The organism is Algoriphagus chordae, from assembly GCF_003254055.1.
Lineage (GTDB): Bacteria > Bacteroidota > Bacteroidia > Cytophagales > Cyclobacteriaceae > Algoriphagus > Algoriphagus chordae.
This window is the reverse complement of record NZ_QKZT01000005.1, coordinates 153,540-166,842: the sequence shown is the minus strand read 5'-3', so window position 1 is coordinate 166,842 and position 13,303 is coordinate 153,540. Positions and strand designations below refer to the sequence as shown.

Genomic DNA, 13,303 nt, shown 5'->3' with positions numbered 1-13,303 from the left:
AAAAAGTATGATTTTTCTGCTAGTCACTTTCAATAATTCATGAGCAATGGTCTTAGATCTCTTATGATTGGTTAATTTTGCGGGTATTCAAGACAGCTATTAATTACGGAATGCAGAGAAATAAGAAAATATTTTTGATCCTGTTTGTGATATTTATGCTGATCCTGTGCTGGATCGGGTATGATATTTCCCAGCGAACAACCTTTCCAGGTTCCAAAGGGAAAGTAGAGCAATCCTCAGGAAATGAGTTGGAGTAGGAAGTGAAATTCTGCACTAGACTCTTATTACACATACATTCTCGGTAACCTTACTGAGCTAAAACCAAGTCAATGGATAACTTAATGACCCGACAGCTAGACCTTATCTTACGTGAGGGAGAGGTGGATTTTGAGCGGGATTTTGAATTAGAATTAGAACCGAAATTCTTGGATGAAAAAGGACGAAACTGGCTCGCTGAGATCTATGAGGATTTGGGTGGAGTTGGTAGATTCCCTTTGCTAGAAAAATTGAAATTTGATTTTAAAATCAATCGGAATTTGTTTGTCTATGATGAAGAACTACACTTTAATAGATATAGGCTAATTACCTTTAGATCAGATTTTTATTCGGAGATGAGTTTTCCCTTTGTAGAAACTCAAAAACGGCTGTGTAGGAGCTATGAGAAAGACTGTTTGAAAGCAGGTATGCAACATAGAATCTGGAATGGAGCTCCTATTGCAAAGCATTGTTTTGGAGAACCAAGTGAAGCAGGAGATTTCTCAGGAAATGGTGCTGTAGGCTGGAAACTTAGTGCGTATAATGATGCTCAGTTTGACCTGCAAACAAGGATTCATGGCTATAAGTTATTCCGCATAACGCCATTCGAAACGCTCATGACAGGCGGATCCTTGAAGCGCCTAGATCAGCTGCTGATCAACCCCAAAGAAGAGCAGCGTCAGATGCTTTTGAATTGGTTTAAACGGAAATACCAAGGCTGAAAATCTTACCGTATAGTATTTTTACGTTCTTTGATTCTTTGTGGTAAATAACCTCTTTCTGAGCTTAAGAAAACAAGCCGAAAATCTCCCGTTCCACCTTTTCTACCACAAAAGAGAAATCATCTGGATTTTCCACAAAATCAAGGTTGTTGACATCTATAATCAATAGTTTGCCTTCGGTATAGCCAGCTATCCATTCTTCGTAATGGGTATTGAGGTTTTTGAGATAATCTATTCGCATGGTCGTCTCATAGCTTCTGCCACGCTTTTCTATCTGACCTACCAGCTTTGGGATATCAGCTTTGAGATAAATCAATAGATCGGGAGCCTTGACATGCGCAATCATGCTTTTGAATAGACTCTGGTAATTTTCGTAATCCCGCTCTGTCAATAACTTGCTTTTGTAGAGATTGGCGGCGAAAATGTAAGCATCCTCATAGATGGTTCTATCCTGAATCGTAGGCACTTTACTCTCCTGAATCACTTTGATTTGATTGAATTTGGAATTGAGAAAATACACTTGAAGATGAAAAGACCAACGCTTCATGTCTTCATAGAAGTCAGCTAGATATGGGTTTCCATCTACAGCTTCAAATTCAGCTTTCCAGCCATAGTGTTTGGCTAGTTTTTCGGTAAGAGTGGTTTTTCCACTTCCTATATTTCCTGCTACAGCGAGATGCATAGTGCCTTACTTACTGAAGCGAGGAGAAACTATCGCATCTTTGCTTCCAGCTGTGTACTTGTAAAAGCCTTCACCCGATTTTACTCCTTTGAAACCAGCTTCTACCATATTGACTAGGAGTGGGCAAGGAGCATATTTTGGGTTTCCAAAGCCTTCGTGAAGTACTCTAAGAATGGATAGGCATACATCTAAGCCGATAAAATCAGCCAACTGCAAAGGGCCCATAGGATGTGCCATTCCAAGCTTCATTACTGTATCTATTTCATGCACTCCTGCTACTCCCTCAAATAGGCTGTAAATAGCTTCGTTGATCATTGGCATCAGAATTCTATTGGCTACAAAACCCGGGTAATCATTCACTTCTACGGGATCTTTGGATAGATCTGCTGAAAGACTCATGATCTTAGCAGTCACCTCGTCTGAAGTTGCATATCCGCGAATCACTTCTACAAGCTTCATCACCGGAACAGGATTCATGAAATGCATGCCAATGACTTGCTCAGGTCTCTTAGTTACAGCTGCTATTTTGGTGATGGAAATTGATGAAGTATTACTCGCCAGAATAGCTGATTCTGGGCTGAATTCATCTATTTTTCTAAAAATATCTAGCTTCAGATCCATGTTCTCCGTAGCTGCTTCTACCACTAGATCAGCTGATTTCACACCAGCTTCCAGATTAGTGAAGGTGTGGATTCTTCCTAATGCGGCATTTTTTTCCTCTTCAGAAATCAACTCTTTGCTCACCTGTCTGGTTAGGTTTTTTGTGATTGTAGCTAGGGCTTTGTCCAAGAATTCCTGCTTGATATCGATCAGGCTGACGGCATAGCCATGCTGCGCAAATACATGGGCAATACCATTTCCCATGGTGCCAGAACCAATAACTGAGATATTTTTCATAATGCGGTGATTAAAATTAAAGATAGTATTTGGGTTTATTTCAACGGATTTCCTCATACGAAGAGTTCAAAGCTAATTCCGACTCTGCCCAAATCCAATTTTTTAACTTCCGATTCTGGGCTTGTTTGTGTCAAAAGTGCAGTTTCAAACTCCGATTAATGCCTACCTTTGGGCTATGAATGAACTTGGTTTAATCTCAAAATTACCCATCAATAGATTTACAGACTTTGGAGCTTACCTAGCCCTCAGTTCTGGCGAAGAGCTCTTACTTCCTAAAGGATACCTAACAGGTGAAGAGAAGGAAGGCGACGAGATCGAAGTATTTGTGTACACCGATAGCGAGGATCGGCCTGTGGCTGTGACCCAAAAGCCATTGGCGCTGCTCGATGAATTTGCTGTTTTGGAAGCCAAAGAGGTCACTTCTTTTGGTGCTTTTGTAGATTGGGGATTGCCTAAGGATCTTTTTGTTCCAAATTCTGAGATGGGTAAAAACATGGAAGTAGGACAGAAATACTTGATAAAAATCTGTGTTGATTTTAAGACCAATCGCCTAATAGGAGTAAATAAGTATAAGGATTTTATGCGTTTGGCTCCCTATGATTGGGAAGAAGGCAAGGAGCTTGAAGGGATGATTTTCGAAGAAACCGAACTTGGCTTCAAAGTATTAATAGACAGTGAATACGAGGGGCTGCTTTTCAAAAATGAAGTTTTCCAGCCATTGGAGCTTGGAGAGGTCCGGAAAGTATATATCAAAAAAAACCGTGAGGACGGCAAATTGGATTTACAATTATTGGCTCCTGGTCGCGTAAAATACGATGAGGGTTCCGAAAAAATATTGGCGATACTAGAATCAAAAGGCTTTTTGCCTTTGAATGATAAATCTGCTCCTGAGGCAATTCAGGAGCAATTGAGCATGAGTAAGAAGCATTTCAAGCAATGCATAGGTCAGCTATACAAAGCGAGAATGATTCTGATCGAAGCTGATGGGATTAGACTAAACGCAACGAATTAAGCTTCAGAATATCAGTAGGAGTAATGCAGAGAATGGCATTGCTACGAATACTGGCAATAGGAGCTTTGATCAGGTTAGGTGATTTGATCAAGATATTAAGCCAGCTTTCATCATCCCAGTTTTTGCCTGCTATGAATTGTTGATAATCTGGATGCGCTCTGTTGAGAAGATCCTTAGCTCTGAGATTAAGTTTGCGCAATAAGCTATGCCATTGCGTGGGAGTCAACCTTTCTTTACTAAGGTCAATTGTTTTGATAAATTGAGAGATTGACTTTGCATAAGCGAGCGTTTGTTTATCCACCAACTGGCTTGGAGAATGGTAGAAATACAATTCTGAAGGGTGAGTTTTCATGTTTACTAGGGTTTAAATGCTTATTAAGATACTGAAAATCTATTGGTTATAAAAGAATTAATTTTCTCAAATAGCTTTTTTACATAATATAACTTCCAAATAAATTGGAAATAGACCTTATAAATTTCGGTAAAGAGAGTAGATCAGAATATTCTTCTAATCAAAAATTGAAGGCTAGGCTAAGAAAAGTGAAGCCTAAGGTTTTGGATGAACGTTTTGAAGAATTGCATGAGGATGCTTTTAGTGAAATAGACTGCTTGGACTGTGCAAATTGCTGTAAGACTACCAGCCCCATCTTTTTGAATACAGATATAGATCGCTTGGCAAAAGTCTTTAGAATGAAGAGTTCTGCGTTCATTGATACTTATTTGCATAGAGATGAAGAAGGGGATTTTGTACTAAATTCTTCACCTTGTACTTTTCTTGGTGCGGACAACAAGTGCCTCGTGTATGAGGATCGTCCCAAAGCCTGCAGAGAGTATCCACATACCAATCGTAAAAAAATGCATGGTATTTTGGAGCTTTCACTTAAAAATACACTCGTTTGTCCTGCAGTTTTCAAAATTTTCCAGCAGATTGGGAAGGATTATAGGAAGTAATGCAATTCTTTTGCTTTTTTGAAATCGTAAACCTATTAATAATACTATGCAAAATCAGGAATCACATTTCCTAGGAGTGGATGTGGGGGGAACCCATTTGAAAATCGGTCTTGTCGATAAGGAAGGCAATATTTTGGACTTTGAAAAAGAGAATACCACTCCATATCGTGATCATCCTGAAGGCTTTGGGCCAGCATTTATTGCTGGTTTGGAGAAATATCTGAACAAATATCCACAGGTAAAAGAAGTTGGAATAGGCCTACCGGGCATGATTTCTAAGGATCGGACTACTGCATTGGAAATCCCAGCTATACCGGCTTTAAATGGCTTTGATTTGAAAGGTGGGCTTGAAAAGAAATTTCCTGGCTACGCATTTTACTTAGAGAATGATGCCGCAGCCGCAGCAATCGGAGAGTTCTATTTTGGCAAAGAGGATCCTGCTCAGAATTTCCTTTTCATCACAATGGGTACTGGTATTGGAAGTGCCTTGGTGCTAGATGGAGAAGTATTCAAAGGATCTCGTGGAAATGCCATGGAAATGGGACATATGCTTTCTAAAGGAGCAGCACGGTTAGAGACTCTCGTAGGCAGGCAAGGTATATTGAATATTATGTCGCGTTTGATAGAGGCATACCCAGAGAAAGCGGGAGTCTTAGTAGGAGCAGAGCTAGGAACACATCTTCTCGTGGATACAGCTAAGGCTGGCAATCCGGTTTCTTTGATGGTTTTCGAAGAAGTGGCGAGGATACTTGGAGAAGCTATCGTTTCGGCAATTCGAATTTTAGATGTGACTGAAGTGTATTTCGGTGGTGGGATTTCTGCCGGTTTAGAATTTATGATGCCTACGCTAGATCGTACCATCAAGCAATATTTGACGCAGTATTACGGCAAAGACTTGGTGTTGAAAAAAGCAACATTAGAAAATAACGCAGGTACGTTGGGAGCAGCTGCCTTGTGTTTTATGGGTTCTGGTTTGTAATAGTTACCTCAGAAACCTTACTTACAGCATTTAGTCGAAAAAGAACTCTTAGGGGTTCTTTTTCTATTTCTACCTGATCACAATTGCCACTTGGCTCCAGGAAATAGAAGAAAAATGTTTGGCTTTTGTCTACCAACTCCACTCGATCGGGACGACCGAATGTTTTGATTAAGGCTTGATTGTTGACGCCCAAGTAGGAATGCTTCAATCGCTCAAGCTCTTCCAAATCCTGTAATCTTAAACCTTTGCAGCCGTATCGGTCAGCTTTCCAGTTTTCGATATTGATGCTTCCTGTATCTCTTTTGAAGCTGCATGAAAAACTGACAGCAAGAAATAGTGCTGTGAAAAGCAAAAGGTTTCTATTCATGATTAGAGGGAAATAGAATGAATTTGTGACTTGAGCTGCTGGTTTTTCCACAGCCAAAAGAAGGAGACTAAACCATACAGGCTTAGCAATCCGACTAGAATCGGCAAAGGTAGGAGAGATTGGATTAAGAAAAAGACAAGAGCCAGAAAAGCCAAGATTCTTGCGACTTCCTGAGGTAGATACCAAGATCTCTTCTCAAATACGCCAGAGAAACTCACGGTGGTCCAAATGATGATGGTACTGACCAGCACTTTGGGCAGCCAGGTGAAACTATCGACCTTGAAAAGAAAGAAACCAGTGAGCAGTAGGATGAAAATATATTGGGTAAATACATACCAATTCATCGATGGAGGAACGACGGTGTCAAATTTTTTATAATCTGATTCTATTTCTTGAGGAGCCCTGTAGCCCCCAAGATATTCCGGTAGCCATCCTGGTTTGTAAAACAGGTATTTCAGCCGATCTGACCAGTTTGGGATCATCTTGAGTTCCTTTTTCATGCTCGCATAATGCGCCAAATTCACCCAAACAGGATTCCAGCTTTTCACCGGACTCGTTATGCCATAGGTGGGCGTTTCCTCTTCTTCCTGAAAAGTACCGAACCATTTGTCAAAAATGATGAAAGTGCCCGCGTGATTTTTGTCGATGTATTTTGGGTTGCGACCATGATGAACGCGGTGATGAGAAGGAGTATTCATGAATTTCTCCAAAAATCCCATTCTACCTATTGCTTCAGTATGAATCCAGAACTGATATAATAAATTGATTCCTGATGCCAGCACCAGCATAACAGGATCGAAGCCTAAAATGGCAAGCGGAAAGTAAAAGAAAAATGTCCAGATGGTTTGGGTGCTACTTTGACGCAGTGCTACAGAGAGATTGTATTCTTCACTGGAATGATGCACGACATGCCCTCCCCAAAACAGGTTGATCTCATGACTCATCCGATGTGCCCAATAGTAGCAAAAGTCGTAAAGAAAGAATAAAAGCAAGAATGTCCAGAAATTGTTGGGAATATGAAAGAGCGCAAGATGCTCGTAGATCAATACATAAATTCCTATGGAGAGGACTTTGATGAAGACTCCGGTGACTTGGGATATTACGCCACAATTGATGTTAGTTATTGCATCGTTGAGTCTATATCCGGGATGTTTTTGAAATCTAAGGGCAATCATTTCTATAGCCATCAAGATGAAATACATCGGGATCGCGATCACTACTGGACTGAGGTTCATTATTTTGGGTGTTTTTGCGAAGCTACTTGTCAAAGATAAAGATAAAAGGAACAGCAATAAGTCCGATTCTGTTTGCCCAAATCCTTTATATTAGCACATTCAATTCCCCTGTATTATGTATTACCGATTCGGAAAAGCCTTTTATTTCCTCAGTGTTACCCTCTTCATTTTCTTCCTCTTGTATTTCTATTCCGCTTTGCCGGAGAAAGTCAGTTACAATTTAGATGAGAATGGTTTATCACCCGAAAAACTGACTAAAGGCACGTTTTTCTATGGAATGATCGCCATTTTTATTATCATGAATGTGATTGTTTTACTACCCCCAAAGTTGCTTGAAACTAAAAATCACCAAGGCTTGATCCGGTTATTCCCCATGGGAGATCGGTTTCGAGATTACTATCTAGGCTGGTTTTATTCCTTTGGAGGCATACTAAATATGAGTTTGGGCATGTTGGTATTTTATACCCATGCGATCAACAATCAAGAAGTAATTGCTGCCAGCCAGTTCAGTTTCTTCTTCTATTTCATTCCGGGGCTTTTTGTAGTCTGGGTAATAGGATTGTTTGCGATCCTAGTGGGAAAATTCAATCAGGTAAAAAATAAGTCTTGAGCATAATTAGCGTCAAATAGAATATGGCTGAAGCAGTTAAGTACACAGAAGACAGTATCAAATCTCTCGATTGGAGAGAGCATATTAGGTTAAGACCTGGTATGTACATCGGTAAATTAGGAGATGGTAGTGCCCAGGATGATGGTATCTATGTTCTTGTAAAAGAGGTGCTAGATAACTCCATTGATGAGCACATGATGGGATATGGTCGTACCATCGAAGTGAAGATTTCTGAGCACAAAGTAGAAGTTCGGGATTATGGTCGTGGTATTCCACTAGGGAAGGTGATCGACTGTGTATCCAAAATCAATACGGGGGGCAAGTATGACTCGGGAGCATTTCAAAAATCTGTTGGATTGAACGGAGTGGGTACCAAAGCAGTAAATGCACTTTCTGATTTCTTCAAAGTACAGGCCTATCGTGAAGGAGAAACGAAAGTGGCAGAATTCGAGAAAGGAATCCTTGTCAATGATGCTCCTATTATCAAATCTTCGGATCGTAATGGTACCAAGATTGTCTTTTCCCCAGATGCCAGCGTATTTAAAAATTACCACTTCATCCCAGAATACTTAGAAAATCAGATTTGGAATTATGCCTATCTGAATGCTGGTCTCACGATCAATTTCAATGGGAAGAAATACTTCTCAGATAGAGGTCTTTTTGATCTTCTTTCCAATAAAATAGAAGAGGAAACCCAGCGATACCCGATTATTCACCTTAAAGGAGATGATATCGAAATGGCCCTTACGCACTCCAATCAGTATGGAGAAGAATATTATTCTTTCGTCAACGGTCAATATACCACGCAGGGTGGAACCCATCTAGCGGCCTTCCGAGAAGCATTAGTTAAAACTGTAAGAGATTTTTTCAAGAAGGATTACGATGCTTCTGATATCCGTCAAAGTGTAGTGGCTGCGATTTCTATACGAGTTCAGGAACCTGTTTTCGAATCACAAACCAAGACCAAACTCGGATCACAGTCTGTAGGACCAGATGGGCCTACTGTGCGGACCTTTATCAATGATTTCTTGAAAACTGAACTGGATAACTATTTGCATAAAAATCCAGCGGCGGCAGAGGCTTTATTGAAGAGAATTCTACAATCTGAGCGTGAGCGGAAAGAGATTTCTGGTATTAAGAAACTTGCGAACGACAGAGCAAAAAAGGCAAACCTTCATAATAAGAAGCTGAGAGATTGTCGTGTGCATTACGACGATCCAAAGGCTGATGAAGAGGTGAAGAATAACACCATGTTGTTTTTGACAGAAGGGGATTCGGCTTCAGGTTCCATCACCAAATCACGTGATGTTCAGACTCAGGCAGTATTTTCTCTTCGAGGAAAGCCATTGAACTGCTTCGGGATGACCAAGAAAGTGGTGTATGAAAACGAGGAATTCAATTTGCTGCAGCATGCTTTGAATATAGAAGATGGAATAGAAAGTCTTCGCTATCGGAAAATCGTAATTGCTACGGATGCCGATGTAGATGGTATGCATATTCGCTTGCTAATCATGACTTACTTCTTGCAGTTTTTCCCTGACTTGGTGAAGAATGGCCACTTGTTTATCCTTGAAACGCCGCTTTTCCGAGTGCGAAATAAGAAAGAAACGATCTATTGCTATTCAGACGAGGAGAGGCAACGGGCTATTCATAAACTCGGATCTAAACCTGAAATAACACGATTTAAGGGGTTAGGAGAGATTTCTCCAGAGGAATTTGGTGGATTTATTGGAGAAGATATTCGCTTAGAACCTATCATTCTCAATAAGGAAACTAAGATCGTTGACCTGCTTACTTTCTATATGGGAAAGAATACACCGACAAGACAGCAGTTTATCATAAAAAATCTGAAGATAGAAAAGGATCTGGCTCTGGAGGATCCTTCAAAAGTAGAGGAGAAGGAAGAAGATTCTGAGGCTGCTTAAAATTGCATAAATAATGCAATTATACTATTAATTGCATTTATTGTGCAATTAATACAAATAATGCTTTATATTTACAATGAGTATTGAGTTAAAATAAAGCTTTATGAGAGAGTGGATCGTAATGGGTGATGTGATCAAAAGTAGCGATGCAGATCAAGTAACCTTACAGAAGAATTTCGCTGAGCTAATAAAAATGGTTAATGAGTCATTTAGGGAGGAATTAGCTTCCCCTTTGACCATCACATTAGGAGATGAATTTCAGGGTATAGTGAAAAGCCCAGAGGATGTTGCCTTCGTTCTAGTCGCATTGGAGGAATACAGGTGGCAGCTAGATATCCCTGTTTTGATCAGGTACAGTGTGACTTTAGGTGAGATTGATACTGAGATCAATCCAAAAATCGCTTATGGAATGTTGGGTGCTGGATTGGCGGAAGCAAGGGAAGCCCTAGTCGACATGAAGTCAGCCGAAGATAGATTAGTGATAAACGGCGATTTTCCAAGAAAAAGGGAGATGTCATTATCTCTCAACCTTCTTTTGGAGCTTCAGGAACAATGGAAATGGAGGGATAGAGACATTATAGCAGGGTATTTTAAGTTTAAAGATTACAAAAAAGTAGCTAAGCACTTAGATAAAGATGTCTCATTAATGTGGAGGCGCTTTAAATCTTTAGATTTCACTTCTTATCAAAAAAGGAAGAAGCTTGTAAATCTGATATATGGAAACAGGGATTAGGTTCATAGGATTTTATTTGGTTTCAGAAGTTCTGGCTTATTTTATTTTTAAGCTAGTTCGTAAAAAGTACCTGAATAATTATGGTTCCAAACGACCTATGTGGAATGGGATTATAGAACGTGTATTTATATATCTCTGTCTGATCACTGGTGTTTATCATGGCTTGACACTATTTGGCGCTTTGAAAATCGGTACTCGAATCAAAGTGGATGAAAACAAAATTTCAAATGATTATTTCTAATTGGAAGTATGATTTCAGTTGGTTTGGTTTTATTGACCTTCCAACTTTTTAACTACTGGAATACACTATGAGTGACGAAAACAACTTACCTAAGAACGGAGACCAATCTATGCACACTTCTGTCCCAGTGACAGGAATGTATAAAGAATGGTTTCTCGATTATGCTTCTTATGTAATCCTAGAGCGAGCTGTTCCGGCTATCGAGGATGGATTGAAACCCGTGCAACGTAGAATTATGCACGCAATGAAGGAGATGGATGATGGTCGATTTAATAAAGTTGCTAACATCATCGGTCAATCCATGCAGTTTCACCCGCACGGAGATGCCTCTATCGGGGATGCTATCGTAAATATCGGCCAGAAGGAACTTCTCATTGAAACTCAAGGTAACTGGGGAGATGTACGCACAGGTGATCGTGCAGCAGCTGCTCGATATATAGAAGCTAGACTTTCCAAGTTTGCGCTGGAAGTACTATTCAATGCCCAAACTACCGAATGGCAGCTTTCTTATGACGGTAGAAAAAGAGAACCGGTCACCCTTCCTGTCAAATTCCCGCTTTTGCTGGCGCAAGGGGTAGAGGGTATCGCTGTAGGACTATCTACCAAGATCCTACCTCATAATTTTTGCGAGCTGATTTTAGCTTCCATAGAGATTCTCAAGGGAAATAAAACTAACGTTCTTCCTGATTTCATCACGGGCGGTTTTGCTGATTTCTCTGAGTACAATGAGGGCCTCCGCGGAGGTAAAGTGAAAGTTAGAGCAAGAATTGAAGAGGAGGATAGTAAAACACTTTTAATTAAGGAGATACCATTTGGCACCACTACGGATTCTTTGATAGATTCTATCCTGAAAGCAAATGATAAAGGGAAGATTAAAATCAAGAAAGTTGTAGATAATACAGCTAAGGATGTAGAGATCGCTATTCAATTGGCACCTGGAGTTTCTCCAGATGTCACGATTGATGCCCTGTATGCTTTTACTGATTGCGAAGTGTCTGTCTCACCAAATGCTTGTGTGATTATCAAGGATACTCCAGTGTTCCTTACCGTTAATGACATTCTCGAATACAATACCAAACAGACAAGAGCCCTCCTCAAGCGGGAATTAGAAATTCGCAAAGGGGAATTGATGGAGAAATTACTTTTCTCTTCATTGGAAAAAATATTTATAGAAAATAGAATTTATCGAGACATCGAGGAATGTACTACTTGGGATGATGTATTGAAAGCCATCGATGAGGGCTTGGATCCTTACAAGCCTGATTTTTACCGTGAAATCACTACAGATGATTTGGTTCGACTGACTGAGATTAAGATCAAGCGTATTTCCAAATTCGACACCTTCAAGGCAGATGAGCTTATGAAACGCCTTCAGGATGAACTGAAGGAAGTAAATCATCACTTGAGACACCTCACTGATTATGCTATCGCATACTATCAAAACCTACTTACCAAGTATGGCAAAGGGCGAGAGCGAAAGACTGAAATCAGGACTTTTGATGCAATCCAGGCCAATACTGTAGCGGCAAGTAACGCTAAATTATATGTGAACCGTAAGGATGGTTTTGTAGGCTATTCGCTCAAAAAGGATGAATTTGTATGTGATTGCTCTGATTTGGACGATATCATTGTGATTAGAAAAGATGGGGTTTGCATGGTTTCCAAGATCCAGGAGAAGAACTTCATGGGTAAGGATATCTTACATATCGCTGTGTTTCGCAAGGGAGATGAGCGGATGGTCTATAATTTCATCTATCTAGATGGAGGAACTGGACGCGCTATGGTGAAACGTTTCCAAGTGCTAGCAGTCACAAGAGATAAGGAATATGTGCTTAATAAAGGAACAAAAGGCAGTAAAACACTTTATCTCACTGCCAATCCAAATGGAGAGGCTGAGATTATCACTGTCTATTTGACTCAAGGAGCGAAAGCTAGAGTGAAGGTTTTTGACTTCGATTTCTCGACGATAGATATCAAAGGAAGAGGAGCTGGAGGGAATATTCTTACTCGTCATCCAATTCGAAAAATCCAGTTGAAGATGGAGGGAGTCTCCACTTTAGGAGGTATTGATATTTACTATGATCCAATTGTAGGTAGATTGAATACGGATGAACGTGGGAAATTGATAGGTAATTTCTTGGGTGATGATAGGATTTTGGTTTGTTACAAAACCGGTGATTACGAGCTGACTAGCTTTGAATTGACCAATAGGTATGAAGTAGCTAATGTGCTTTTAATTGAGAAATTTGACCCTGATAAAGTGCTGTCAGCCATATACTTTGATGGTGGTAGTAAAACTTATTATATAAAGCGTTTCCAGATTGAAACCACTACATTAAATAAGAATTTCAATTTTATTTCCGATCATAAAAATTCGTATTTGAAACTCGTTTCCACTGAAAAACAACCTCAAGCTCGTGTCACCTTGATCAAAGGCAAGGAGGAAGAAGTGATGGAGTATGACTTGGATATGCTAATAGATATCAAAGGCTGGAAGGCATTGGGCAATAAGCTAAGCACTTATGAGGTTAAGGATTTGAGTTTGATCGAGTCCATAAAACCAGAAGTAAAGAAGGAGTCGGCGAAAGATGAGAATGATACTGATTCAGAATCTGATGATGACATTGAAATTGGAACTACGATAGATTTGTCCGTGAAAAAGGATGACGATGAACAATTGGGGCTATTTTAGAT

General features: G+C 40.0%; 14 protein-coding genes. 9 read left to right on the top strand and 5 right to left on the bottom strand.

What is annotated here, in order from left to right; all coding sequences use genetic code 11:
• Positions 1-329 precede the first annotated feature (329 nt).
• Positions 330-977 (top strand): DUF7255 family protein, encoded by a 648-nt coding sequence (locus tag LV85_RS07240; RefSeq protein ID WP_111317650.1) that lies wholly within the window; start codon positions 330-332, stop codon positions 975-977.
• A gap of 64 nt (positions 978-1,041) precedes the next feature.
• Here LV85_RS07240 and LV85_RS07235 read toward each other — a convergent pair whose 3' ends face one another.
• On the bottom strand, positions 1,042-1,659 hold the full coding sequence (locus LV85_RS07235) for a deoxynucleoside kinase (protein ID WP_111317648.1): 618 nt from the start codon (positions 1,657-1,659) through the stop codon (positions 1,042-1,044).
• Positions 1,660-1,665: 6 nt separating this feature from the next.
• On the bottom strand, positions 1,666-2,556 hold the full coding sequence (locus LV85_RS07230) for a 3-hydroxybutyryl-CoA dehydrogenase (protein WP_111317645.1): 891 nt from the start codon (positions 2,554-2,556) through the stop codon (positions 1,666-1,668).
• A 175-nt stretch (positions 2,557-2,731) separates the two neighbouring features.
• On the opposite strand from LV85_RS07230, the gene LV85_RS07225 reads away from it, so the two are divergent.
• Entirely contained in the window at positions 2,732-3,568 is an 837-nt protein-coding gene (locus LV85_RS07225; RefSeq protein WP_111317903.1) for a CvfB family protein, read from the top strand.
• Here LV85_RS07225 and LV85_RS07220 read toward each other — a convergent pair.
• Positions 3,546-3,920 carry an arsenate reductase family protein gene (locus LV85_RS07220; protein ID WP_111317642.1) on the bottom strand — a complete coding sequence of 125 codons (375 nt, stop codon included), beginning with the start codon at positions 3,918-3,920 and terminating at the stop codon, positions 3,546-3,548. The genes LV85_RS07225 and LV85_RS07220 overlap by 23 nt on opposite strands.
• Positions 3,921-4,030: 110 nt before the next feature.
• Between LV85_RS07220 and LV85_RS07215 the strand changes: the two genes are divergently transcribed.
• Positions 4,031-4,519 (top strand): YkgJ family cysteine cluster protein, encoded by a 489-nt coding sequence (locus tag LV85_RS07215; protein WP_111317900.1) that lies wholly within the window; start codon positions 4,031-4,033, stop codon positions 4,517-4,519.
• A gap of 46 nt (positions 4,520-4,565) precedes the next feature.
• Entirely contained in the window at positions 4,566-5,498 is a 933-nt protein-coding gene (locus tag LV85_RS07210; protein ID WP_111317640.1) for an ROK family protein, read from the top strand.
• Here the strand turns inward: LV85_RS07210 and LV85_RS07205 are convergent.
• Positions 5,479-5,865, bottom strand: a complete 387-nt coding sequence (locus LV85_RS07205; RefSeq protein ID WP_111317637.1) for a hypothetical protein — start codon at positions 5,863-5,865, stop codon at positions 5,479-5,481. The genes LV85_RS07210 and LV85_RS07205 overlap by 20 nt on opposite strands.
• 2 nt (positions 5,866-5,867) lie before the next feature.
• Positions 5,868-7,100, bottom strand: a complete 1,233-nt coding sequence (locus tag LV85_RS07200; protein ID WP_111317634.1) for a sterol desaturase family protein — start codon at positions 7,098-7,100, stop codon at positions 5,868-5,870.
• A gap of 115 nt (positions 7,101-7,215) precedes the next feature.
• Here LV85_RS07200 and LV85_RS07195 point away from each other — a divergent pair, with 115 nt between their 5' ends.
• From LV85_RS07195 to LV85_RS07175, 5 genes are all read left to right on the top strand, one after another.
• A complete protein-coding gene (locus LV85_RS07195; protein ID WP_111317631.1) occupies positions 7,216-7,710 on the top strand; it encodes a DNA topoisomerase IV in 495 nt (164 codons plus the stop codon).
• A gap of 23 nt (positions 7,711-7,733) precedes the next feature.
• The gene (locus LV85_RS07190) at positions 7,734-9,635 is read left to right on the top strand and encodes a DNA topoisomerase IV subunit B (RefSeq protein ID WP_111317628.1); all 1,902 of its coding nucleotides are present in this window, start codon (positions 7,734-7,736) and stop codon (positions 9,633-9,635) included.
• 103 nt (positions 9,636-9,738) lie between these two features.
• Positions 9,739-10,368: a SatD family protein gene (locus tag LV85_RS07185; RefSeq protein WP_111317626.1), complete on the top strand. Its 630-nt coding sequence runs from the start codon at positions 9,739-9,741 to the stop codon at positions 10,366-10,368.
• The gene (locus LV85_RS07180) at positions 10,352-10,609 is read left to right on the top strand and encodes a hypothetical protein (RefSeq protein ID WP_111317623.1); all 258 of its coding nucleotides are present in this window, start codon (positions 10,352-10,354) and stop codon (positions 10,607-10,609) included. Before LV85_RS07185 ends, LV85_RS07180 begins: the two co-directional genes overlap by 17 nt.
• Positions 10,610-10,676: 67 nt before the next feature.
• Positions 10,677-13,301, top strand: coding sequence for a DNA gyrase/topoisomerase IV subunit A (locus LV85_RS07175; RefSeq protein WP_111317620.1), 2,625 nt, complete (start codon positions 10,677-10,679; stop codon positions 13,299-13,301).
• Positions 13,302-13,303 lie beyond the last annotated feature (2 nt).